The organism is Bifidobacterium sp. VU/mBH4 (B4) (assembly GCF_058199535.1).
The window spans coordinates 85,769-109,389 of sequence record NZ_JBVPQJ010000001.1 but is presented as its reverse complement, the minus strand read 5'-3'; the positions used below and the strand labels follow the sequence as shown (position 1 = coordinate 109,389).

Annotated in this window: 17 protein-coding genes, 1 other RNA gene and 1 pseudogene; 3 read left to right on the top strand and 16 right to left on the bottom strand. The window is 61.5% G+C overall.

Features of this window, described 5'->3' with window-relative positions:
* Positions 1-7: 7 nt before the first annotated feature.
* The 5 genes and pseudogenes from AC0AII_RS00430 to ffs all read right to left on the bottom strand — a co-directional run bounded on the left by AC0AII_RS00430 (position 8) and on the right by ffs (position 6,350).
* The gene (locus tag AC0AII_RS00430) at positions 8-1,168 is read right to left on the bottom strand and encodes a DNA polymerase III subunit delta' (RefSeq protein ID WP_490445722.1); all 1,161 of its coding nucleotides are present in this window, start codon (positions 1,166-1,168) and stop codon (positions 8-10) included.
* A gap of 326 nt (positions 1,169-1,494) precedes the next feature.
* Positions 1,495-2,148 (bottom strand): annotated as a pseudogene (gene tmk / locus AC0AII_RS00425) (dTMP kinase); the annotation flags it as partial.
* Positions 2,145-4,991, bottom strand: coding sequence for a type I DNA topoisomerase (gene topA, locus AC0AII_RS00420; protein WP_490445721.1), 2,847 nt, complete (start codon positions 4,989-4,991; stop codon positions 2,145-2,147). The pseudogene tmk and the gene topA, both read right to left, overlap by 4 nt.
* A gap of 149 nt (positions 4,992-5,140) precedes the next feature.
* Positions 5,141-6,160 (bottom strand): phosphatase PAP2 family protein, encoded by a 1,020-nt coding sequence (locus AC0AII_RS00415; RefSeq protein WP_490445720.1) that lies wholly within the window; start codon positions 6,158-6,160, stop codon positions 5,141-5,143.
* 99 nt (positions 6,161-6,259) lie between these two features.
* An RNA gene (gene ffs, locus AC0AII_RS00410) (signal recognition particle sRNA small type) lies at positions 6,260-6,350 on the bottom strand.
* 236 nt (positions 6,351-6,586) lie between these two features.
* On the opposite strand from ffs, the gene glf reads away from it, so the two are divergent.
* Complete coding sequence (gene glf / locus AC0AII_RS00405) at positions 6,587-7,765, top strand: UDP-galactopyranose mutase (protein WP_490445719.1); 1,179 nt, start codon at positions 6,587-6,589, stop codon at positions 7,763-7,765.
* Positions 7,766-8,005: 240 nt separating this feature from the next.
* Here the strand turns inward: glf and AC0AII_RS00400 are convergent, their stop codons facing one another.
* Entirely contained in the window at positions 8,006-9,148 is a 1,143-nt protein-coding gene (locus AC0AII_RS00400) for an inositol-3-phosphate synthase (protein WP_490445718.1), read from the bottom strand.
* Positions 9,149-9,342: 194 nt separating this feature from the next.
* Between AC0AII_RS00400 and AC0AII_RS00395 the strand changes: the two genes are divergently transcribed.
* Positions 9,343-11,568, top strand: coding sequence for a transglycosylase domain-containing protein (locus tag AC0AII_RS00395; protein ID WP_490445717.1), 2,226 nt, complete (start codon positions 9,343-9,345; stop codon positions 11,566-11,568).
* 104 nt (positions 11,569-11,672) lie between these two features.
* On the opposite strand, the gene leuA is transcribed toward AC0AII_RS00395, so the two are convergent.
* From leuA to AC0AII_RS00355, 8 genes are all read right to left on the bottom strand, one after another.
* Entirely contained in the window at positions 11,673-13,583 is a 1,911-nt protein-coding gene (gene leuA / locus AC0AII_RS00390; RefSeq protein ID WP_490445716.1) for a 2-isopropylmalate synthase, read from the bottom strand.
* A 263-nt stretch (positions 13,584-13,846) separates the two neighbouring features.
* The gene (locus AC0AII_RS00385; protein ID WP_024626962.1) at positions 13,847-14,467 is read right to left on the bottom strand and encodes a DUF5701 family protein; all 621 of its coding nucleotides are present in this window, start codon (positions 14,465-14,467) and stop codon (positions 13,847-13,849) included.
* An 84-nt stretch (positions 14,468-14,551) separates the two neighbouring features.
* Positions 14,552-15,244, bottom strand: coding sequence for an L-ribulose-5-phosphate 4-epimerase (locus AC0AII_RS00380; protein WP_144085197.1), 693 nt, complete (start codon positions 15,242-15,244; stop codon positions 14,552-14,554).
* A 94-nt stretch (positions 15,245-15,338) separates the two neighbouring features.
* On the bottom strand, positions 15,339-16,700 hold the full coding sequence (locus AC0AII_RS00375) for an MFS transporter (RefSeq protein ID WP_490445715.1): 1,362 nt from the start codon (positions 16,698-16,700) through the stop codon (positions 15,339-15,341).
* Positions 16,701-16,831: 131 nt separating this feature from the next.
* A complete protein-coding gene (locus AC0AII_RS00370) occupies positions 16,832-17,788 on the bottom strand; it encodes a sugar kinase (RefSeq protein WP_490445714.1) in 957 nt (318 codons plus the stop codon).
* A gap of 212 nt (positions 17,789-18,000) precedes the next feature.
* Complete coding sequence (locus AC0AII_RS00365; RefSeq protein WP_490445713.1) at positions 18,001-18,870, bottom strand: L-ribulose-5-phosphate 3-epimerase; 870 nt, start codon at positions 18,868-18,870, stop codon at positions 18,001-18,003.
* The gene (locus AC0AII_RS00360) at positions 18,867-19,541 is read right to left on the bottom strand and encodes a 3-keto-L-gulonate-6-phosphate decarboxylase UlaD (RefSeq protein WP_024626967.1); all 675 of its coding nucleotides are present in this window, start codon (positions 19,539-19,541) and stop codon (positions 18,867-18,869) included. The genes AC0AII_RS00365 and AC0AII_RS00360 overlap by 4 nt, the downstream gene beginning before the upstream one ends.
* 5 nt (positions 19,542-19,546) lie before the next feature.
* Positions 19,547-20,536 carry a phosphotriesterase family protein gene (locus AC0AII_RS00355; RefSeq protein WP_045935859.1) on the bottom strand — a complete coding sequence of 330 codons (990 nt, stop codon included), beginning with the start codon at positions 20,534-20,536 and terminating at the stop codon, positions 19,547-19,549.
* Positions 20,537-20,781: 245 nt separating this feature from the next.
* Here AC0AII_RS00355 and AC0AII_RS00350 point away from each other — a divergent pair, with 245 nt between their 5' ends.
* Positions 20,782-21,822 carry a sugar-binding transcriptional regulator gene (locus AC0AII_RS00350; protein ID WP_490445712.1) on the top strand — a complete coding sequence of 347 codons (1,041 nt, stop codon included), beginning with the start codon at positions 20,782-20,784 and terminating at the stop codon, positions 21,820-21,822.
* Positions 21,823-21,932: 110 nt separating this feature from the next.
* On the opposite strand, the gene AC0AII_RS00345 is transcribed toward AC0AII_RS00350, so the two are convergent.
* Both AC0AII_RS00345 and AC0AII_RS00340 read right to left on the bottom strand, forming a co-directional pair.
* Positions 21,933-23,021 (bottom strand): aspartate-semialdehyde dehydrogenase, encoded by a 1,089-nt coding sequence (locus AC0AII_RS00345; protein WP_490445711.1) that lies wholly within the window; start codon positions 23,019-23,021, stop codon positions 21,933-21,935.
* Between the two features lie 17 nt (positions 23,022-23,038).
* Positions 23,039-23,602, bottom strand: a complete 564-nt coding sequence (locus AC0AII_RS00340) for an ACT domain-containing protein (RefSeq protein ID WP_015022547.1) — start codon at positions 23,600-23,602, stop codon at positions 23,039-23,041.
* Between the last annotated feature and the right edge of the window lie 19 nt (positions 23,603-23,621).

Genomic DNA, 23,621 nt, shown 5'->3' with positions numbered 1-23,621 from the left:
TTTGCGCTCAGACCAGCAGGGTACAGAAAAGAGCCTCGAAGTCCAAGAGCGGCGAACCATTGGCAGCCAGTCTCCTGCGAGCCCGGGCGATCAGCTGAATGCGATCGATAGCCCCCTGCCTGGAAAGTCTGACGGACAGATCGGCAATTGCCGCCCGATTCTCCAGATTGACCAAGCCGGCCTTCTCCTCGGCGCCGTTCTGCAAGACGCCCACATCCCGGTAGACGCTGGCCAGGGTACTCAGGTTGCGGTCCAGCACATCCCGAGTCAGCCTGGTGACCCGCCGACGAACCTGATCCTTGCCCCCTAAGGCATGGTAGGCCCCGCGCAGCTGCCGGGGAATACGCTCCTTGTCCCTGAGTCCGTTGATCTGCCGGAACTCCCGCTCGTCCCTGGCCACCTCGTCGTCTACGGTGGCGGTGGCCTGATCGCGGGCCGCATCGACCACCCGACCAGCCAAGACCACGGCATCCGAGGCGCGCCGCAGACCCAGCAGGCCTACCACCAGCTCATCACGGTCGGCCAGAACCTGATCCTTGGTGGCATAGAGACGAGCGATGCCGATATGTCCCTGAGCCAAACGGGCGGCCTTGGCGGCCAGAGGCCGGTCCACGCCCACCTGATCGGTCAGGAAATCGGCCACAGCGGTGTTGGACGGCACCGCCAGGTTGAGCACCCTGGTCCGTGAACGGATGGTGGGCAGCACATCCTGGGCGCTGGGTGCACACAAGAGCCAGATAGTGTGCTCAGCCGGCTCCTCGATCTCCTTGAGCAGCACATTGGTGGTCCGCTCCAGCATCCGGTCCACGTCTTCAATGATGATGACCCGCCAACGCGAGGTTGAAGGCATCTGCTCCGAGGTCATGATCAGCTCCCTGACCTCGTTGATGCCGATAGTGACCTTGTTGGTGGACAGTATGGTCACATCCGGATGGGTTCCTGCCAGGACCTGCTGAGTGACGCGGGTGGGTTGGTCGCTCAGGCCCTGATCCGGACTGATCAGGGCCGCCGCGAAAGCCCGGGCCAGATTGGAGCGTCCTGATCCAGGAGGGCCGCAGATCAGCCAGGACTGCGCCACCTCGTCATGACCCTGCGCCTGAACGGCCACCGTCCGCTTGAGCAGATCGACCGTGGGCTGCTGGCCTACAATGGCATCCCAGACGCTCATCGGGTCTTCCGCAGCAGGCGGGACCGGAGCAGCCAGCGAGCCGGGGAATCCACAGGAATCGAATCGTCGTCAGCATCACCGCCGACTGTTTCCGCATCCATGGACTGATCGTCCTGCTCATCATCAAGTTGACCCTGCAGGTCGTCATCAGCCTCCGGTGCCTGATCGGACCTATCCGCAGCCTCAGTCCAGTCCGACTCGGCATCCTGCCCGTCGTCCTCATATCCTGCAGTCGATTCGTCATCGTCGGCATCGTCCTGAGCATCGGCATCATCATTCTCATCATCGACCTGTGGCAGATCAGGCTCGCGGCCCTCAATCAGCTTGTCCAAATCATCTTGGATGACCTGCCAGACCTGGTCGATGGACTGGGTGGCGTCGATAACCAGGAACCGGTCAGGCTCCCTCTGAGCCAGTTGCAGGAATGCCTGACGCACATGCTGCTGGAAGTCGTCGCCAGCCGACTCCAGCCGATCGGGTTCATGATCCAGACGCGACTTGGACTGAGACGGATCCGCATCCAGCAGGTAGGTGCGCTTAGGCAACAAACCCTGACTGGCCCACAGGCTCAGCCGACGAATCACGTCCGCCGACAGATCACGGCCTCCGGCCTGATAGGCCACTGAGGAATCCAGGTAGCGGTCGCAGAGCACAATGTCTCCGCGATCCAGAGCCGGACGCACCACCTGGGCCACATGCTCGGCCCGATCCGCTGCATAGAGCAGGGCCTCGGTCCTGGGGGCCAGATCGTCGGAGGCATCAACCACATCAGTGCCACCGGTCACGGCAACCGAGGGGAAAGCAGCCAAGCCATGCAGAACGAGTTCCCGAATGGTCAATCCGACAGGGGTGCCGCCTGGTTCGCGGGTGACTTGGGATCGCAGTCCGCACTCCTGCAGATAGTCGTGTGCTCGTTGAACCTGGGTGGTTTTGCCTGCCCCATCCACACCTTCGAAGGAAATGAACAAACCATCACTCATGCCTGATGCTCCGTACTCTTGGAAGTCTTGGCGGCCGCGGCCTTCTTTGTGGTTTTGCGGGCGCGAGTAGCCGACTTGCGGGCAGTCGCCTTTCGTGCGGTCGACTTGCGAGTGGTTCTGCCACGCCGCTTGGCGGGTTCGGCCGCGCGCTTCTCTGCCAGCAGGCGGAAGGCCACCTCCGGTTCGATGGACTGGGCCGTGTACTGCTTGGGCAGGGTCCTGTTGGTCTGCCCGTCGGTGATGTAGACACCATAGAATCCGTCCTTGATGGTGACGGGTTTGCCGCTGTCAGGATCCGTACCCAGCTCACGAAGAGGAGGCTTGGCCGCGCTCCGGGAACGCCGTCCGTACTTGGGCTGGTCGAAGAGGGCCTTGGCCCCGGACTGGTCAATGGTGAAAATCTGATCCTCGTCGGTCAGCGAACGCGTCTCGGTGCCGCCGTCGGCTTTGGTGGCCGTCAGGTAGGGGCCATAGCGGCCGTTGCTGGCTGTGACGGTGGCCTGGCTGGTTGCTCCCGTCTTGGCATCGGTCAGCTCGATGCTGCCCACTGTCCTGGGCAGGCTGAGCAGCTTCAGGGCATCCTCCAGGGTGACCGTGTCTGGATCCATGGTTTTGAAGAGCGAAGCCATCTTGGGCTTAGGACCTGTTCGCTTGGCCGTCCTTGCAGTCTTAGCGGCAGGCTTCTTCTGTTCGGCCGCTTCCTCTTCTGGGCTGATCAGGGCCACATAGGGCCCGAATCGACCCTTGCGCACCTCAACCCGACCGCCGGTCTCCGGATCCTTGCCAAGCTGACGGGGACCGCCAGCATTGGCTGCGATCAGCTCATGGCCCGCTGCCACCGTCAGCTCGTCCGGAGCCATGGTTGGTGGCAACGAGGCGCGCTTGGGATTGCCGTCGGCATCCAGGTCAGCCGTATCCTCAAGATAGGGGCCGTAGCGGCCGACCCTCACCTGCAGGCCATCGCCTATCTCGATGGTGTTGATCTTGCGAGCGTCGATGTCTCCCAACTGGGCCACCTGCTCCTGCAAGCCCTGATGAGCCTGATCAGCGTTCTGAGCAGCGCCCGGGCCAGAGCCGAAGTAGAACCGGGTCAGCCAGTCCTTGCCCCGCTCCTTGCCGTGGGCGATCATGTCCAGGCCGTTCTCCATCTGTGCCGTGAACTGGTAGTCCACATACTTGGGGAAATTGGTCTCCAGCAACCTGACTACCGAAAAGGCCAGCCAGGAAGGGATCAGGGCACGGCCACGCTCGTAGACGTATCCGCGATCGATGATGGTCGAGATGATGCTGGCATAGGTGGAAGGCCTGCCGATCTCCTTGGCCTCCAGGGTCTTAACCAGGGAGGCCTCGGTGTAGCGTGCAGGCGGCTGGGTTTCATGACCCTCAGGCTCAAGGGCAGCAGCACGAAGCACGTCGCCCTTCTGGACCGGAGGCAGGGAAGAATCCTCATCAGTCTGTTCAGAGCCTGCACCCATGGCTTTGAGGAAGCCAGGGAACTTGATGACGGTGCCTGAAGCCTGGAAAAGGGCTGTACCCTCCTTGCCCGCCTGCGCCGACAGGCGAATGGTGGCTGTAGACCCGGTGGCGTCGGCCATCTGCGAAGCCAGGGTGCGCCGCCAGATCAGGGTGTAGAGCTTGAGCTGGTCAGGGGCCAGACGGTCGGCCAGTTCCTGAGGCCTGTGGAAGGTGGAACCGGCTGGCCGGATGCATTCGTGGGCCTCCTGGGCGCCGGCGGTCTTGGTTACATACTGCTTGGACTCGGCCGACAGATATTCGGCCCCGTACTCACGCTCGACCCCCTTGCGGGCAGCAGCGATGGCCTCCTGGGAGAGGGTGACCGAATCGGTACGCATGTAGGTGATGAACCCGTTCTCATAGAGCCCCTGGGCAGCGCGCATGGTGGCCCGGGAACTCATGCCCAGCCGGTTGCCTGCCGTCTGCTGCAGGGTAGACGTAGTGAAGGGGGGCTGGGGGCGCCGCCGGTAGGGCTTGGTCTCCATACCCGTCACCGTGAAGTCCTGATTTTTCAGCGTCTCAGCCAGGCCTCGGGCGTGCTGCTCATCCAGCTGCAGGACCTGCTCCTTGGCTGCAGCCTGCGTCAGCTGGCCCTTGGAGGTGAAGCCCTTGGAGACCGCCAGCCGCTGCTCTCCCAGGCCGATCATCCGCGCCTGAAAACTGCCCGACAATGACGATTCCCCAGCATCCTCCTGCACCAGATGCGCCAGCAGATCCCAGTAGGAGGCCTTGACGAAGGCCATGCGCTCACGCTCGCGCTCCACAATCAGCCGAGTCGCCACAGACTGGACACGCCCGGCGCTCAGCCCCGGACCCACCTTGCGCCAGAGCACCGGTGAAAGTTCATAGCCATAGAGCCGATCCAGAACCCTGCGGGTCTCCTGGGCATCGACCATGTGGGCATCCACGTCCCTGGTGTGCTTGAGCGAATCCTTGATGGCCTCGGGAGTGATCTCATGAAAGACCATGCGCTTGACCGGCACCTTGGGTTTGAGGGTCTGCACCAGATGCCAGGCGATGGCCTCCCCCTCCCGATCCTCATCAGTGGCCAGGTAGAGCTCGTCGGCGTTCTTCAGCGCTTTCTTGAGCTCGGACACCGTGTGCTTCTTCTTGTCGTCCACGATGTAGTAGGGCTTGAAGCCATCGTTCACGTCCACGCCGAACTTGCCGTAGGCCTTTTTCTGGGAGGCCGGGATCTGCGATGGCTGGGCCAGGTCGCGGATATGGCCCACCGAGGCCATGACCGTGTAGCCCTTGCCCAGGTACCCGCCGATCTTCTTTGCCTTGGTTGGCGACTCAACAATGACGAGCTTATTGCCGGATGCCATGGCCTCTCCTTATATTGTGGTCTTTCGCACGCCATCTTACTCACGAGGTTCCGTCACCATGCAAATCAAGGGGTCATTGTGCATGGGTGTGGATCCCTGGGATCCATGGTGGATGAATCAGAGACGTTCAGTATGCTCAGCGACTGACTTCAGTCATTCTGGGGAGGAGCCGGGGGCCGACCGACAAGGCCCATTCTGGTCAGAGGCGAGGCCGTAATCTGCCTCAGCGCCAGAACCAGCCCCAGGGTCAGCGACAGAAGGGAGGCCATCAGTATGACGGCCGAGCAATGAACCCCGTAGGCCGCCCACCGAGCGCCGATCTCCAGACCAGGGCTGACCTGCCAAATGACATAGCAGGCATAGAGCATCCCCAGGAACCCTGCCACCAGCATCAAGGTGGCGACAATCTGGATCGAAGCCGAGGACATCCTGGTTCCAGGAACGTCCATCCCGGTGCCACGAGTGACGGCCAGAGCAATAAGACAGAGACCGACCGGAATAAGCATGCCCATGACCACGTCTGAGGGTCGGTGCCAACCTCCCTGCACCAGCGAGCAGCCCACAGACAGGTCAAAGGCGAACCCCACCAAGGCGACCGGGACCCTCCAAACACGCGGCACCACACAGAGCAGAGCCAGCACCACCGCCAAAGCCAGGATGGTGTGCCCTGATGGGGCCGAATTGGCTGTGGAGGCCTGAGAATGGATCAGCACCGGGCGAGGCAGGAAGCGCTTGAGCATACGCGCCGCCCCGTAGACCACCAGAGCATAAACGGCAACCTGGCCGAGCAGCCACCACCGGCGCCTGACCAGAACAACCACCAGGGCTGCAAGGCCCAGCACCACGCAGATCACCACAGTCACATAGGGCATGGCGAACAGTCCCAGATAAGCCTTGACAAGGGGCGCCTGATCGAGGAAACCGCGGAAGTTGGTCAGGGCCATGTCGTCATAGGTCTGCCCGGGAACAGTCCACACAGCTGCCCACCAGACCAGAGCCGCCAGACCCAGGCAGGCCAGGCCGGTGACCAGGCACAGAACCAAGGCCGAAATCCGGGGGCGAGACGTCAGAGGATCCCGGTCAACATGGCTGCCGTCCGCTTCGGTTTGCTCATTCGGATCCCGGTACCAGGCTTCCTGCGCTTCGCCCTGCTTGTGCTTGTTGGTCATACCTCAAGACTCTAACCAACCCCTGGGTCGACAGCCGACACCCCGTCCGACGGACGCGTTCCCTTCACGACTTCAGCCAGCCCAGACAGGACAACTATGAAAAAACTCCCACGCACCCGCCAGAGGCCACTTACCCTTGCTGCATTCCTGCCCTGGGGGGATTGGGTGACATAACGCCACGTGAGAGCAAGTCACCATGATAGCAGACAGATTCCACTTGTCCACTGAAAGGCACCGAACCCTCCATGCCAGGTGCGCATTCAGTTGACATCACCGCCCGCCGTTTCCCCAACCAGGCCCGTACGCTAGCATGTAAACAACAGGATCGCCGTACTCCAGCGGTTGATCACGGATCATGCCGGACCCTGACAATAGACAATAGGCACCCCGGCATCACAGCGACAAGGGATGGATGGCAGAAGACGAATGGCTGACATGGATGCTGATTTGGTGATTGTAGGCGCTGGCTTGTTTGGCCTGACCGTGGCCCAGCAGGCGGTCGAGCACAGTGGAGCCCGAGTGCAGATCATCGACGTGCGCGATCACATCGGCGGCAACGCATACTCCTACATGGACGAGGAGACCGGGGCCGAAATTCACAAGTACGGCGCACACCTCTTCCACACCTCCAACCGCAAGGTCTGGGAGTACGTCAATCGCTTCACCGAATTCACTGACTACACCCATCGGGTCTACACCACCCACAAGGGCGAGGTCTATCCCCTACCCATCAACCTGGGCACCATCAACCAGTTCTTCCACGCCCACTACACCCCCAAGCAGGCTCGGGAACTGATTCGGGAGCAGGCTGGCGAACTTGCCGGAACCGACCCGGGCAATCTGAACGACCAGGGGATCAGCCTGATCGGCCGGCCCCTCTATGAGGCCTTCATCAAGAACTACACAGCAAAGCAGTGGCAGACCGACCCCTCCCAGCTGCCCGCCTCCATCATCAAGCGGCTGCCAGTGCGATTCAACTACGACAACCATTACTTCAAGGACACCTGGGAGGGCCTGCCCAAGGACGGCTACACGGCCTGGTTCGAGCGGATGATCGACGACCCACACATCCAGGTGAGCCTGAAGACCGACTTCTTCGACGACTCCCAGCCCTGGAACCGGGATGCTCTGGTGGGGCATGTCCCCGTGGTCTACACGGGCCCGGTCGACCGTTACTTCGACTACCGTCTGGGCGAGCTCAAGTGGCGGACCGTGGACTTCAAGGAGCGCCGCTACGACGAGGACGACCACTTCGGCTGCCCGGTCATGAACTTCTCCGATCCCGACGTGCCCTACACCCGCGCCATCGAGTTCAAGAACTTCAACCCCGAACGCTACGACCGCCAGAACCATGAGCGCACCGTGGTCTGGGAGGAGTACAGCCGCTTCGCCGGCAAGGGCGACGAGCCCTACTACCCCATCAACACGGGCGACGACCGCGCCCTCTACACCCAGTACAAGCAGCTGGCCGCCCAGCAGCCGAAGGTGGTCTTCGGCGGCCGCCTGGGCACCTACGCCTACTATGACATGCACCAGGTCATCAACTCGGCCCTGGATGCCTGGGACAAGCGGATCGCCCCCCTGGTAGGCCACACCAAGGACTGAAACCCTGATCGCACTCCTGACGATCTTCTCAAGGCAATTCCTGACGGAAGCCTGAGACTGAAGAGTCCAGCGCCAGGTTGAGTCAGCAAATCCGAAGCCACTGTTCCGTTCAGAATACAAGGAGGCCGGCCGCCCATGAAAAGCGGTCGGCCTCTTTCCAGACCAAGCATCTGCCACTCATGCCTCCGGGACGACCTTGGAAGAGGCGCCCCAGACATCAATCAGGCAGAATCTGCAGGCTCAGGCGTGCCAGACGTCCTTGCCGTTCTCCTTGGCGGCCTTGACATCGGCATCCAGGGCGCTCTCGTCGCCCTCGACCTTGCCGGCGATGTAATCCTCGACCAGCTGGCGGGCCTCGTTGTCCTCATGCTGAACAGCCGGGGACTTCATGAAGTAGGAGCTGGGTGCCAGCACCGGGCCGGCCAGGTGGCGGTCCAGGGCGATCTTGGCGGCACGCAGGGCATCGATGACGATGCCGGCCGAGTTGGGCGAATCCCAGACCTCCAGCTTGTACTCCAGATTCAGCGGGACATCGCCGAAGGTGGTGCCCTCCAGACGCACGAAAGCCAGCTTGCGATCATCCAGCCAGGCCACATAGTCCGAGGGACCGATGTGGACGTTGTGGGGATCCATATCGTGGGGAACGATGGAGGTGACCGCACGGGTCTTGGAAACCTTCTTGGACTCCAGGCGGGAGCGCTGCAGCATGTTCATGAAGTCCATGTTGCCGCCCACGTTCAGCTGGTAGGTGCGATCCAGACGCACGCCGCGGTCCTCAAAGAGGCGGGCCATGACGCGGTGCGTGATGGTGGCGCCCACCTGGCTCTTGATGTCGTCGCCCACGATGGGCAGGCCGGCATCGCGGAACTTCTGGGCCCACTCGGGGTCGGAGGCGATGAAGACAGGCAGGCAGTTGACGAAGGCGCACCCGGCCTCGATGGCGGCGGTGGCGTAGGCCTTGTCGGCCTGCTCAGAGCCGACGGGCAGGTAGGAGACCAGCACGTCGACCTTCTTGTCACGCAGAACCTCGGCCACGTCCACGGGCTCCGCATCCGACTCGGTGATCATCTTGCTGTAGTACTCGCCCAGTCCATCGCCGGTCGGCCCGCGCAGGACCTCCACGCCCTTGTTGGGAACGTCGCAGAACTTGTAGGTGTTGTTCTGCGAGGCGAAAATGGCCTCGCTCAGGTCCTTGCCGACCTTGAGGGAATCCACGTCGAAGGCTGTCACGAACTCCACGTCACGAATGCGGTAGCCTCCGAAGTTGGCATGCATGATGCCAGGGATCTTGTCATCATCCTTGGCGTCCTTGTAATATTCGACTCCCTGTACCAGCGAGGAAGCGCAGTTGCCCACGCCCGCTATAGCTACACGGATGCTCATACAAACTCCTCTGATTTACTGAGTTATTTCCAACCCAAGCATACCTTCTCCCGGTGGATTGCATGGTGGCATGGAGCCTCATATGCGTGCCAGCCGGCAGGACAGACCTCCCGGGAGGGCACAAACGTACGAAAATGATGAACGTTCAGCCCTAGGTCGAACAGTTTTCAGCCCTGCCGGATAGCGTGGTTGGCATGGCCAATCAGACTCGTTCAGTCAGTTCGACCTCGCCCACCCGCAGGGCCCAGTCCGGGTCGCGCGGGGGCGGCAATCGCACCGACATCCCCACCTCGCGGCATGCCGACCGGAACCCCCGGGGTAACGGGCCCCGCCGCGGACGACGTCGCAAGTCACATCGCGTGCTTAAGTGGATCCTGGCCCTGTTGGGACTGGTGCTGGTCGCCGGGGCGGCGGCCTTCGCCTACCTGTATCTGACCACCGAGATCATCCCGCCGGAGAAGCAGGCCCTGGCGCAAAAGACCACGGTCTACTATGCGGACGGCACCACCCCCATCGGAACCTACGCCGACCAGAACCGGGAAATCATCGACTGCACGGTCCTTCCCAAGTATGTGGGCAATGCGGTGGTCGCCTCGGAGAACCGTTCCTTCTATAAGGACAACGGCATCGACCTCAAGGGCATCGGCCGGGCCCTGCTCAACAACGTGACCAAGGGCACCCGGCAGGGCGGATCCACCATCACCCAGCAGTACGCCGAGCGCTACTATCTGGGCGAGACCACCTCCTACAAGGGCAAGCTGCGCGAGGCCATCCTCTCCCTGAAGATCTCCCGGACCGAGAATAAGGACACGGTCCTGTGCAACTATATGAACACCATCTACTTCGGCCGCGGCGCCTACGGGATCCAGGCCGCCGCCCAGAATTACTTCGGCAAGGACGCCAAGGACCTGACCATGCCCGAGTCGGCCATGCTGGCCGGCATCATCCCCGCCCCGGCCTCCTGGGATCCGGCGATCAACCCCAAGCAGGCCGAATCGCGCTTCCACCGGGTGCTGGGCATCATGGAAGAGGACCACTACATCAGCCACAAAGACCGGGTCGGCGCCCAGATGCCGCAGACCATCAAGTACTCGCCGGAGAACGTCTACCAGGGGCCCAACGGCTACCTGCTGCGCATGGTCCGCAACGAGCTGTCCTCCGGCAAAAAGGCCCCCTTCACGGCAGACGACCTGGACACGGGCGGCTACCGGATCATCACCACCATTCAGAAAGACAAACAGGATCTGATGTTCCAGGTGGCCAGTCCAACCACCGGCAACAAGCACCAGCCGCCCACCCTGCAGACCGGAGGGCTCTCAGTCGACCCCAAGACCGGCGCCATCATCTCCTTGTACGCGGGGGACGACTATCTGACCCACCAGCTCAACAATGTGGACCAGGCCACCTTCCAGGTGGGTTCGACCATGAAGGCCTACACCCTGTTGGGAGCCATCCAGGATGGGGTCAGCCTCAACACGGTCTTCAATGGCAACTCTCCACGCACCTTCTCCAGCGTGGGCAAGTCCGTCGCTAATGCCGGGCAGGTCAGCTACGGGTACATCAACCTCTACTCGGCCTTCGCCAACTCGGTCAACACGGTCTTCATGGATCTGGGCGAGCACGTGACCTCCCAGAAGACGGCCCAGCTGGCACACACGGCCGGCATCACCGGCAAGATCGACGACACGACCACCTTCGACACGCTGGGTCTGGATGCCCTTTCGGTCTATGACGTGACCCAGGGCTACGCCACTCTGGCCAACGGGGGCAAGCGACCCCTGCTGCATCTGGTGGCCCAGGTCAAGGACGCCAAGGATCAGGAGCTCTACACCGCGGCCATCCAGTCGGACCAGGTCTTCAATGCCGACCAGGTGGCCCTGCTGCAGAAAGCCATGACCACCACGGTTCAGTACGGCACCGCCTCCTACGCACGTTCCCTGGGCCGGCCCATCGCCGGCAAGACAGGTACAGCCAACGATCAGACAGCCATCTCCTTCATCGGATTCACCCCCTCGCTGCTGACCACTTTCGCCGTCTGGAACCAAGGTCAGGATGGCAGTGCCCTCAAGGTGCCTGATGTCTATCAGAACGAGTTCTATCCGGTCCAGCTGTTCACCCAGTACATGAAGTCGGCCCTGGGCAACAGCCCGGTGGAGCGCTTCCCTGCGGCCGAGGACCATGGCAAGATCGGCGGACCGGACGGCAGCTGGGGCACCGGGTATAAGCCGAGCTACTCCTATACGCCCAGGCGCAACTACAACTATGAATACGTGCCTCAGCAGCGTAACCAGCAGCAGATAGTCCCGCAGGAGGAGTCAGGAGCCGACAGCGGCTCGGGCTCAGGCAATGGAGGCGGGGCCGAAGGCGGCAACGGCGGAACCACCGAGGGCAACTCCGGGTCAGAGTCATCCCAACAGTAAGGCTGTCCGGACAGACCAGTCCGATCCGGACGAAACAGCTGCGCTCGGATCGGACCGTAAGGCTGGTCTAGCTGGTCTGGGGTTGCTTTTATCCCCTATGATCTCTAGCCGCGCTGGAAGCGGTTGAGGGCCGAGATGATGGCCTTGAGGGAGCTGGTGGAGATAGACGAATCGATGCCCACGCCCCAGATCACCCGGGACCTGGCCGGTTCGCCCACCCGGCATTCCACGTAGGAGGCGGCCAGAGCATCCGTGCCTGCGGTCATAGCGTGCTCGGCGTAGTCCAGAACCGAAACGGTCTGATCCAGGGACTTGAGTGCATCCAGGAAGGCCGCAATAGGACCGTTCCCATGCCCCTGAACACGACGGCGCTCCTCAGGATCGCCTGGGGCAAGTCCCCGGTCCAGCAGGGTGGCATCGAGAACAGTGTCGGAGCCGTCCTCGCCGGAGGTGACTGCCACATTCAGGAGCTTGAAGCGTCCCCACTGCTGCAGGGTCTCGTCGCGCTGATCGGCCATGGACTCGCCGCCGACCACGCTCCCGCCGGCCTCCACGGGCAGATACTCGTCCTTGAAGAGCCGCCAGATGTCGGCATCCTTGACCTCGCGCTTGGTCTTGTCGGCATAGCTTTGAACCAGCCGCTCGAACTCCACCTGGAGGCGCTTGGGCAGATCCAGATGATGGTTGGCCTTGAGCAGGTAGGCCATGCCGCCCTTGCCCGACTGGGAGTTGACCCGGATGATGGCCTCGTAGTTGCCGCCCACATCCTTGGGATCGATGGGCAGGTAGGGCACCAGCCAGAGGAAGTCGTCGGGGTTGGCGTTGGCGCGCAGAGCCGCCTGCTGCCGGGCATCCAGCCCCTTCTTGATCGCGTCCTGATGGGAGCCGGAGAAGGCCGTGAAGACGAAGTTGCCCACATAGGGGTGACGCTCGGAGACGGCGATCTGGTTGCAGTACTCCACCGTCCGACGGATGCCGGGCATGTCGGAGAAGTCCAGCTGGGGGTCGATCCCCTGGACCAGCAGGTTCAGCCCCACCGTGCAAATGTCGACATTGCCGGTGCGCTCGCCATTGCCCAGCAGGCAGCCCTCGACCCGGTCGGCCCCGGCCAGCAGGCTGAGCTCGGTGGCGGCCACGGCCATGCCCTCGTCATTGTGGGGGTGCAGGGAGAGCACCACTGCATCCCGGTCCTTGAGGTTGGTGGATATGTACTCCACCTCGTCAGCGAAGACATTGGGGGTGGTCATCTCCACGGTGTTGGGCAGGTTGATGATCATGGGGTGCTCCGGCGTAGGCCGGATCACGTCGATGACCGCGTTGCAGACCTCCAGGGAGTACTCGGGTTCTGCGCCTGAGAAGGACTCGGGCGAATACTCGTAGGAAAGGTCGGTGCCCCCGGCATCGGCCTCCAGGGATCGGCAGAGCTCGGCTGCGTCAGTGGCCAGCTGCTTGATGCCGGCCTTGTCCTTGTGGAAGACGACCTCCCGCTGCAGGACCGAGACCGAGTTGTAGAAGTGGACCACGGCCCGCTTGGCCCCACGCAGGGCCTCGTAGGTACGGCGGATCAGATGCTCGCGGGCCTGAGTCAGGACCACGATGGTTACGTCGTCAGGGATCAGCTCGCGCTCTATCAGCAGGCGGATGAAGTCATAATCAGTTTCGGAGGCCGAGGGGAAGCCCACCTCGATCTCCTTGAAGCCCATGGAGATCAACAGATTCCAGAATCTCAGCTTGCGCTCGGAATCCATGGGGTCGACCAGGGCCTGGTTGCCGTCGCGAAGATCCACCGAGCACCAACGGGGCGCCCGCTTCAGGGTCTTGCCCGGCCAGGTGCGCTGCGGATAGTCAAAGGGGACCTGCTTGTTGTAGGCCACATACTTGGTGTAGGGCATGGCGCTGGGCTTCTGCGGCGAACCCACGAACCTGGGGGGAGGCAGCAGCAGATCGTTGTTCCCTCCATTGGACGCCGCGGCCTGGGCCGCAAGATCAAACACGGATGCACGATCCTGATCCATCTCTCCTCCTTCTTTCGTTCGTCGGAAACCACAATGTCGCCCGGCTATAGGCGTTCGGGCATGTCGAAACCGCACCGGGGGTGTCATTATCTTACCGGAGGAGGGCCGGGACATGCGGTCCGGGTCCGCATTACGACGCAGCGGAAGGCGAGCGCGCGGAGTCTGGCATAATTCGCGAGGTTGCCAAGGATGCAGATACCACACGATGCAAGCGCTGACAGAGTGCTCACTTCATAAGATTCATAAGATTCAGCGGAAGAGATTCACTGGAAGAGGGAGACCCCGCGGCGGCCCTCGCAATAGGCGTTGCCCAGCCAGGTGTGACGCGAGTTGGGCCAGACCGAACCCAGGCGGGGGGCGTTCTGGCTCATCCAGATGCTGGGCACGCGCCCATCGGCGCTGTGGGACCCCAGCAGGTTGAAGCCGTTCTTGACCGCCAGCCAGTCGGGATGCTGGGTGGCGATGGCCAGCCCCTCCTCCAAGGTCAGAGGTAGACGGTCGTCGGAGTCGATCAGTTTGCGGGCCACGTCGGGTTCGCGGTTGGTGTAGCAGGTGCCGGTATGGGGCTCCAGGACGATGTAAAAGGGACCCTCGGGCGGCTCGAACCCGTTCTGCGGCAGGAAGCTGGCGATGTCACGCGGCGGCATGGTGGTGAAGCCGGCCATGCGGTTGATGCTGGTCCGGGCGATCAGCGACTCGGGCGAGACCAGCTCCCTGGTGGGGATGAGCAGGATCTGCTCGCCCAGCTCAGTGGACTCCAGCGCGGAAATCAGGGGTTGGGCCAAGGCTCTGAAGGCGGCGGCGCTGATGTCCGCCACATCCGGATAGCCCAGGGCCACGATCCGATCCAGTTGCCGCTGCACTTCTTGGGAAGATCTGGTCATGGCCTCCAGTCTAATTCGAATCTGCCCCCGCGAGCACCTACACTCTCGACACTCACCTGCCAGGGCGAGGTATCGTATTCCGATTTAGTGCTGGCCGTACACGTGCTGATAACGGTCGTTCAGACTGGCCACATCCTCATCGGACAATGGCACAGGCGTACCGATTTGCTCAGCAGCCCACACCGTACGCGCCACCTCCTCCGTCATCGCCGCCGCCTTGACCGCAGCTTCAGCATCCGCTCCGACCGTAAAGGGGCCGTGGTTGCGCATGAGCACCGCAGGACAGCCCGGATGTTCCGCCAGGGTTTCGACCACCCCGCGGCCTATCTGGTCCGAACCGATCAAGGCGAAGGGACCCACCGGCACCGGACCACCGAACTCGTCACCCATCATCGTCAATACGCATGGAATCGACCGGCCCACTGCAGCAAAGGCCGTCGCAAAGGTCGAATGCGTATGCACCACGCCAAATACTTCAGGCATGTGCCGGTAGATGTAGGCGTGCGAAAACACATCCGAGGAGGGGGCGGCAGATCCGTCCACTACATGCCCTTCCAGATCCGTGACCACCATTGATTCCGGAGTCAACTGCTCATAGCGCACCCCGGATGGCTTGATCACCAGCAAGTCGGCTGAATGCAGGCGCTGCGAGACATTCCCCGCCGTCCACACCACCAGCCCCCACTTGATCAACTGCTCATGCAGGGCGGCAACATGCTCACGAACCAACCCCACTTCGACACGTACCTCATCAGAAAAATCAGCCAAGGACGTCATACGAACCACCACCATTCCCAATAAGGGGCCGACCCTTCCTACGAAAAGCCGGCCCGGTTTGCTTACCTGCGCGTGCAGACCTTGCTGCGCATCCTCACAGGCTTTCCAGATCCTTGCCCTTGGTCTCCTGGGCAAAGAGATAAATAACAGCGCCGATGACCAGGCAGACACCGAAGAAGGTGAATGCCGTGGTGACAACGCCAATGTTGATGTGCTGGGAGACATAGTCGCCGCCCACCAGGAGCCCCATGAATATAGGGCCTACAATCTTGGCCGTGGCGCCGATGCCGTATCCCAGCCCCAGTCCGGTGGAACGAACATCGTTGGGGAACTGTTCACCGCCGAAAGCGTTGAGAATACCGAAGACACCGTCGGCGAAGGTCATGATGACCAGGACGGCGATATAGAACTGCCAGCCGGAATTGTGGAAGAAGGCCGCGTAAAAGCATCCCAGAGCCCCGATGATGCCGAAGGAGAACATGGTCCAACGCCGACCGATGATGTCAGCCAGCCAGGCAGAGCCGAATCTGCCGATGCAGTCGGCCACGGAGACGCCCATGAACAGGTAGGCCACCATCTGCGTTGAGAAGCCGAAAGCATCCTTCATCAGCGTTTGACCCCAGGATTGGATGGCGAAGGAACCCAGAATGAAGCAGAAGGAGCCAACCGAAATGATGATCAGCGGCTTTAAATGCTTGGACAAGAGCAGGCGATAGCTGGCCTTCTGCTCCTGCTCGACCTTGGGCAGGGTACCGACCTGGTCCACGGGAAGCTCAAGAGCCCATGCCAAGGCCTTGCGGGCATCATTGTCACGTCCCACGCTCTGATAGAAACGAGGGGACTCCGGCACCGTCGCCAACCAGAACAGCAGAAGGACAGGGATAACGCCCAGGGCCACCAGCACGCGCCAATTGTCGCCAATCAGGCTCTGTGAGACGGATCCCAAGAGCAGACCCAGAGGAATGAAGACCGAGGCCAGGCCGGAGAGCATGCCGCGCTGTCTGGCCGGCACGAATTCCTGGACGTAGGGGATGGAGATGATGTTCAGGCCGCCTACGCCGACACCCACGCCGATGCGCAGGATGGCCAGCAGGATCCAGGCACCGTCAGGCAGGAAGACTGACAGGGCCGTGAAGACCACGAAGCAGAGAACACACCACTGGAAGGCATGCTTGCGGCCAAAGCGATCGGCCAAACGCCCCCAGAGGATGGATCCGATGACCGTGCCCAGCCCGGAGCAGGCCAGGATGATTCCAGCGGAAACCCCGGTCAGGTGCCAGGCCGAAGTCAGGAGGGAGACCACGAAACCAATCAGGAACATATCGAAGAATTCGGATATGTTGCCGGCTATGGCCAGGCCGATGATGCTTTTCTGATGTCCAGTCAGGGGACGAGCGTCTATCTGCTCGTATGCGGTCAGTGTCTCCTCGGCCTGTGTGACATGTGTATCACTCATAATGGTGCTTTTCTTTCTCGGATGGTCATGATGATGACGGCCCGACCCCCGTACGGATCTGACCTGAGGATCCAGGTCGCTCTCTCCTTCCTTGAAGAATGCTGCGGCGGCCTTGGATCATGAAAGAACGGTCAGCGGTTGATATCCCCGCCCAGCGGAATATCCAGTTCCTGAGCGCGGATACGGGTCAGATCGCCCATATGCGTCAGGGCATACTCGGCGGCTCGCTGTCCCCACCTGACACCGCACTCCACATCATCGGATAGGAAGCCATGAAGGGTGGCAGCCACGAAGGAATCCCCGGCGCCGGGACGATCCACCACCGGAACCGTTGTGGTGACGTACTTCTTGATTCCCTTGGAGGTTCTCAAGTAAGGACCATCCAAGTGATTGGTGGAAACGATGTACTCATTGCCGAAGCGCTGGTAGAGCTGTTCGCAGACCTCCTCGCCTGCCCCCTCGATTCCGAAGACGCTTTTGGCATCCTTGATGGAGCAGAAGAGAATGCGGGCCTTATGAGCGATGGGCTCCAAAACCTTTCTGGCCTGGTCACCAGACCAGAGCTTGCTGCGGAAGTTCACGTCAAAGGCGATGTCGATGCCGCGCTTCTCCGCCTGCTCGGCCGCATAAGTCACCACCTGAGCCGTGGTATCGGTCAGGGCCGCGGTGATGCCGGTCAGGAAGAGCAGGCGGGTGTCCAGTATCCGGTCCCAGTCGTAATCCTCGATCCCCGTCGACCTGAAGGGGGTGTACTCGCGGTCGTAGATGACGTTGGCCGGCATGGGGGGCTCGCCCGGCTCCATGAAGTAGAGGGCGATTCGGCTGGCCGGCTTGCGGACCATGGTGCTCAGATCAACACCCACAGACCTGTACTCGCTCAGGACGTATTCGCCCAAATCCCCCTCCGGCAGCGAAGAGGTCCACAGGGTCTTGCGCTGAAGCTGAGCCAACACTCCAGCCACATTGGCCTCGGAACAGGCTGGATTCATCAGGACCGACCGGGCGTTCATCAGCCGCTCCCCCCTCCTGACCGTGAGCCTGATCTGCCCCTCTCCTATGGTCGAAAGGTCATATGCATGTTCTGCCATCACTTGCTCCTTGTCTACATGGCCGCTTCTCTAGAATGGACCACAACGTCCGCTTCATTCCGTATTACGACCTGTCACATTCAAACTCGCACCGATCGGGTCGACCCTCCAGGGGCGACCGCTGGCATCATTGCCTCCCTGCCGATGCCAAGGGGGTGGAGGACCGGCACAACCACCCCCGGGTCGCAACCGTGACCGCTGCGACCTGTACTTCAGCCTCTGGGGTCAAGCACCTCCATGCCGGCCCCGCGCAACCAGGTTTCCACTTTCTTCCTTGCATTCGTGACGATCTGATCGGCCTGATCCGAATCATCGTTCCACATCTCCAGCATGATCCGCCCCGACCAGGACTGCCGGGCCAGCTCGGCGAAAGCCGTGGGAAAATCGGCACAGCCTTCGCCCATGGTGATGCGACGCGGCTGCCCCGGGAGCACATCCTTGACGTGGATGGCCTGCATTCTGCCGGCTCCAGCCCTGAGCTCAGCCACGGCATCCAGCTCCTGCTCATAAAGGTTGCCGATATCCGGGTACATGCTCAACCAGGATGACCCGACCTGATCGCAGATGGACAGACCCTTGGTGATGGAGGTGATGTCATTGCCGTCCACATTCTCTATGCCCAGCATGACGCCGGCCTGGGCCGCATACTCAGCCGCCCTGGCCAGAACCTCCACATACCTGGCGCGCTGGCCAGGATCAGGGTTCTCGTAGTAGGCGTAGTAACCGGCTACCTGGATCAGGGGAATGCCCGCCTCATGAGCCAGATCGATTGCTTTGAGGAAGATCTCGTAGGCCTGACGGCGGATGGCCGGATCGGCCGAGCCGGGGCCCACCTTGCGGTGGCAGCTCAGGCAGATCCCTCCGACCTGGACGCCCTGGCGGTCAGCGGCCTGGCGGAAGGCGGAAGCCTGGGCAGCCGTCCAGTCCAAGCGGGCCATCCGCTTGTCACTTTCGTCAATGGACAGGTCCATAAAGGTGAACCCATCGGCCGCCACCTGGGACATGAACGCATCCCAATCATCCGGCTCGGCGGGGGACTTCAGGGCCTTCTCATAGATGCCCAGGGTGATGCTGCCGCTCATTGCGGCCACACCCTGCCGATGGTCTCCCGCAGCTCGGTCGCAGCGGCCAGGGGGTCGTCAGCCTTGACAATGCCGCGGCCGGAGATCACCACTCCGACGGGAACTCCTTGGAAGAAGGGCAGATCCTTGGCCGTGACCCCGCCGGTCACAGTGACCTTGAAGCCCATCTGATGCAGCTGGCGGATGCGATCCTTGTCGTCCTCCCCCCAGGTCAGCTTTCCGGCCGCTTCAGCGTCGCGAGAACGATGGACGATGACCTGGGTAGCTCCAAGTCGCCGCCATTCGCGCGCCTGTTCGGGATCGTAGGTTTCACCCAGCTCAATCTGGACCTCACCGCCGAACTCCTGGGCCACCTTCACCACCTGCTCGACCGTGGTCATGCTGGCCCCGGCGACCACCGAGACCCAGCTGGCACCCGCCTCGAAGCAGGCGCGGGAGATGACCGCACCAGCCTCGGCGATCCTGACATCAGCCAGGATGGTCTTATTGGGATAGAGAGCACGGATCTCGCGCACGGCTCTCAGCCCTTCGGCGATGATCAGGACCGTTCCGCACTCGATGACATCCACTTGGCTGACGGCCGCATTCAGAGGCCTCAGGGCCGAGGGCATATCAAAGGTGTCCAGCGCGATCTGAAGCTGGGGGCGTTCCAGGGTCTTGTCTGCTGCCATCGCGCTCAGGCCTCCTTACGGAAGGAGAAGAAGTTGTGGGCGTTACGAATGAGCAGCTTGTCCACGTAGTCGGGATCAAAGCCTTCGGCGATCATGCGGGGGCCGTCCACTGCCGGGTTGTAGTCCACGCCGCTCACAGAGCCGTAGACCTTCTGGTAGGAGCGCTTGCCGGAGTCCGTGCCCAGGAGGATACGGTCCTCATAGCCGTCTTTCTTGAAAGCCTTGAGCTCCATCATCCTGTTGGAATCGGGCTGATACTTGATCCTGTTGGTGCCGTCGATCTCCAGATAGACGCCCAGATCCAGGATCTCCTCCAGGTAGTAAACATCAGCATTGCGCTGAATGTGGCCGATGGCGATCTGGTCCGCGGGGACCCCCAATCCAATCAGGGTCTGGGCCTGTTCCAGGCCACAGGTTCCATAGGTGGTGTGTGTGTTGATGGGAGCGCCGGTTTCGATGGCCGCCTTGGCAGCAGCCTCCATGCACTTATGCTCGAAAGGCGTGATCTCGCCGTAAGCAGTGCCGATCTTGATGACACCTGCCTTATAGGGGCTGCGATCCACCAGGGGGCCGGTGTAGTCGTTGCGATCGATGCCCTCACGGATATCGGCGATGACCAGATCGGCGATCTGATCGACGCTGTAGCGGTTGATCCAGTGGGACTGGGTCTCCAGGTAGACATGCTCACGATGGAAGCCGGTGGCCCCTATGATCTGCAGGTTCTCCACCGAGCGGGCCACCTCAGCCAGCTTCTCGATGTCACGGCCGCAGTTGATGGGGCACATATCAACCACAGTGCCGCCCTGCTTGCTCCAGTTCAGCGAGGCCTTGGCGAAATATCCGGCCTCGGTCTCTGCCTTCTCGACCGAATCCAGTTGATGGTCCTTGTCCAGGTAGACCTCACCGGCTCCCACCCGGATCAGATGGTCGTGGCTGTTGACTACGCCAAGCGTGCTCGGGTCGACATCTCCCAGAATGGTTCGTGCGAATGCCATGTGAACTCCTTTGTTGGTTGTGCTCTGCGATTTCGCGGCACCGGTCTTCAGGCTTTTCCTTCCGGTGCCTTTGACGGGAAACAGACTATGTGAACCGTCAGAGAACAACAAGGATATCGATGAACATATGTACTTGGACAATGACTCTATTGCTATATATATTTCATTTTCAGCATTACAAGAGCATTCTTTAGACCATTTGGGACAGCTGGGCTCGTGTATGCGAATTCTGATAACATGTACATATGTTCAGCGATTTACAGATGATGACCACTTCCGATGCCCGCAAGCGGGTCCAGCTGCTTCTTCGCGTAGCCCGCATGTACTACCAGGATCACATGCTGCAGTCCCAGATCGCCGAAGCGACAGGCTATTCCCGACCCTCCGTCTCCCGAATGCTGAAAGAGGCCCAAGACCGAGGACTGGTGAAGATCTCCATTGAGAATCCATTAGAGCGGCTTGAAGACCTGGAGTCCAGGCTGATCCGACAATTCAACCTCCGTTGCGCCCGAGTCTCAGAGCCACCGCAAGGATGCACCGGATATGACGTTGTGCCCCGAAGCGCGGCATCTCTCCTGGTTGAGCAGACCAAGCCCGACTCTTTGATAACCGTCTCCAATGGCAACGCCGTCGCCTACACGGTTCGAGAAGTTCCCCTGCAAAACTGGGCAAAGTCCAAGGTCGTGCAGATGATCGGTTCCCTCTCGCCGACCAATCCTATGACGGATTCACCGGAGATATGCCGCATGCTGGCCCAGCGACTGGGCGGCAGCTACTCGTCGCTGCCGGTGCCCATGATCCTTTCTTCAACATCCGTAGCTGAAGCCATGCGCAAAGAACGCCAGATCGCCGACACCCTGACTCTGGGCGGACATGCCGACGTTGCTGTGGTAGGAGTCGGGTCGGTCAAGGAGGGAAGGTCAGGACACATTTTCAAAGACTACGAGAATGCGGCTTTCATCAAGGAGGTGACCGAGCTCAAGGCCGTGGGACACATCTGCGGGCATCACATCGATGCCCAGGGTCGCCACATCCGAACCAGCCTGTGCGAACGCACTATATCGATTGAATTCGAACGCCTGAAGCGGATCCCCCTGGTCATAGGCGTGGCTTGGGGGCCGCAAAAAGTCGCCAGCATCCTCGCCTGTCTGCGAGCCGGGCTTATCTCAGCACTGGCCACCGACCGCGATACGGCCCAGGGGATACTTGAGCTGGATCGACGGCAGAGGGGATCAGGCGGACCAGCCTCACAGGTTTCGAGCCGAGCAAAGGCCAAGCAGGGCTGACCCTACATGAAAGCCATCAGGCAGACGGGGCCTGGCAGAGCCGGTCATCCCATGCTCAGAAGATGCACAGGACACTTTGGACATGTCACGCAATCAGCCCAGATGCGCAATCAGAGCCTGTCGGCGAAGTGCTTGCGGGCGATCAGCTCGGCGATCTGCACGGCGTTGAGGGCGGCTCCCTTGCGCAGGTTGTCATTGGCCACGAACATGGACAATCCCCTCTTGCCCTCCACAGCCTGGTCCTGGCGGATGCGGCCCACGAAACTGGGGTCCTTGCCGGCGGCGTCCAGAGGAGTGGGTATATCCGCAAGACTTACTCCAGGAGCCTTGGACAGCAGGTCGCGGGCCTGATCTGGGGTGACGTCGTGCTCGAACTCGGCGTTGATGCTCATGCCATGGGCTGTGAAGACCCCTATCCGCACGCAGGTGCAGGAGGCGGCCAGATCAGGCAGGTGCAGGATCTTGCGGCTCTCATTGCGCAGCTTCTGCTCCTCGTCGGTCTCCCCGCTGCCGTCATCGACCAAGTCGCCTATAAAAGGAACGGCGTTGAAGGCGATGGTGCGCACCACCTTGGTCGGCGGTGGGAACTCGATGGCCGATCCGTCGAAGACCAGTCGGTCGGCACCCTGCTCCACGGCGGTTTTGGCCTCGTCGCGCAGCTGGAGGACGCCGGCACGACCAGCCCCCGACACGGCCTGGTAGGAGGAGACGATCAGACGGCGCAGACCGTACGCCTTGGCCAAGGGGCTCAGCACCGGCATGCAGGCCATGGTGGTGCAATTGGGATTGGCCACGATCCGCCGGGGGATAAGATCCAGGTCCTCGGGGTTGACCTCGGACACCACCAGGGGGACCTCGGGATCCATCCGCCAATGGGAGGAGTTGTCGACCACGTAGGCTCCGGCCTCGGCGAAACGCGGGGCCCAGGTTCCTGAGGTCGAACCGCCGGCGGAGAAGATGGCCAAATCGATCCCGCTCAGGTCGGCCTGCTCAACATCCTCAACCGTGATGGTCCTGTCACGCCAAGGCAACTGCTCTCCGGCAGACCGCGACGAGGCCATGAATCGCAAGTCAGCCACCGGGAAGTCCCGTTCGTCCAGCATGCGGCGCATGACCATGCCTACCTGACCTGTGGCGCCCAGCACGGCTACATTGATGCCACGACGTCCGTTGTTCGCCAAATCAGCCTTATCCGTCATTGCTCTCTCCTTCTCGCTCAGCGACCCGTGCCGCCATAAACGACCGCCTCGACCTGATCGGCATCCAAGTGGAAGGCCGTATGGATGGCCCGCACCGCCTCGTCCAGGTCCTGGATGGGCACCAGGGCGGAGATGCGGATTTCGGAGGTCGAGATCATGAGCACGTTGATATGTCGGTCGCTCAAGGCCCGGAAGAAGGTGGCGGTGATACCCGAATGGGTTTTCATCCCTACGCCTACCAGGGTCACCTTGCCCACCTCGGGATTGATATCCACTGACCGGAACCCCAATTGCTCGCGGGAGTCATCCAGCATGGGGACCACCTGATCAGCCTGAGCGGACGGGAGCGTGAAAGAGATGTCTACGGTACCGGTAGCCGCCCCAGCCTGGACGATCATATCGATGTTGATGCCGCCCTCGGCAAGGATGGTGAAAAGCTGTGCGGCCACGCCAGGTCGGTCGGGCACGGCCCGCAGACTGACCTGAGTCTCGCTGCGGTCGTGGGCAACCCCTGAGATGATGGGTGACTCAGGGCCGTTCAGGTCCGGGAACAGGTCGCCCATGGATTCGCCGTTGGTCATGTCCTTCCTTCCGTCATAT

What these genes read in the sequence shown, in the direction of transcription:
- AC0AII_RS00370 (WP_490445714.1), bottom strand. Translation starts at nt 17,788, where the DNA reads ATGGCAGAACATGCATATGACCTTTCGACCATAGGAGAGGGGCAGATC.
- AC0AII_RS00400 (WP_490445718.1), bottom strand. Translation starts at nt 9,148, where the DNA reads ATGAGCATCCGTGTAGCTATAGCGGGCGTGGGCAACTGCGCTTCCTCG.
- AC0AII_RS00360 (WP_024626967.1), bottom strand. Translation starts at nt 19,541, where the DNA reads ATGGCAGCAGACAAGACCCTGGAACGCCCCCAGCTTCAGATCGCGCTG.
- AC0AII_RS00350 (WP_490445712.1), top strand. Translation starts at nt 20,782, where the DNA reads ATGTTCAGCGATTTACAGATGATGACCACTTCCGATGCCCGCAAGCGG.
- AC0AII_RS00430 (WP_490445722.1), bottom strand. Translation starts at nt 1,168, where the DNA reads ATGAGCGTCTGGGATGCCATTGTAGGCCAGCAGCCCACGGTCGATCTG.
- glf (WP_490445719.1), top strand. Translation starts at nt 6,587, where the DNA reads ATGGCTGACATGGATGCTGATTTGGTGATTGTAGGCGCTGGCTTGTTT.
- AC0AII_RS00365 (WP_490445713.1), bottom strand. Translation starts at nt 18,870, where the DNA reads ATGAGCGGCAGCATCACCCTGGGCATCTATGAGAAGGCCCTGAAGTCC.
- AC0AII_RS00345 (WP_490445711.1), bottom strand. Translation starts at nt 23,021, where the DNA reads ATGACGGATAAGGCTGATTTGGCGAACAACGGACGTCGTGGCATCAAT.
- AC0AII_RS00340 (WP_015022547.1), bottom strand. Translation starts at nt 23,602, where the DNA reads ATGACCAACGGCGAATCCATGGGCGACCTGTTCCCGGACCTGAACGGC.
- AC0AII_RS00385 (WP_024626962.1), bottom strand. Translation starts at nt 14,467, where the DNA reads ATGACCAGATCTTCCCAAGAAGTGCAGCGGCAACTGGATCGGATCGTG.
- topA (WP_490445721.1), bottom strand. Translation starts at nt 4,991, where the DNA reads ATGGCATCCGGCAATAAGCTCGTCATTGTTGAGTCGCCAACCAAGGCA.
- AC0AII_RS00375 (WP_490445715.1), bottom strand. Translation starts at nt 16,700, where the DNA reads ATGAGTGATACACATGTCACACAGGCCGAGGAGACACTGACCGCATAC.
- leuA (WP_490445716.1), bottom strand. Translation starts at nt 13,583, where the DNA reads ATGGATCAGGATCGTGCATCCGTGTTTGATCTTGCGGCCCAGGCCGCG.
- AC0AII_RS00380 (WP_144085197.1), bottom strand. Translation starts at nt 15,244, where the DNA reads ATGACGTCCTTGGCTGATTTTTCTGATGAGGTACGTGTCGAAGTGGGG.
- AC0AII_RS00395 (WP_490445717.1), top strand. Translation starts at nt 9,343, where the DNA reads ATGGCCAATCAGACTCGTTCAGTCAGTTCGACCTCGCCCACCCGCAGG.
- AC0AII_RS00415 (WP_490445720.1), bottom strand. Translation starts at nt 6,160, where the DNA reads ATGACCAACAAGCACAAGCAGGGCGAAGCGCAGGAAGCCTGGTACCGG.
- AC0AII_RS00355 (WP_045935859.1), bottom strand. Translation starts at nt 20,536, where the DNA reads ATGGCATTCGCACGAACCATTCTGGGAGATGTCGACCCGAGCACGCTT.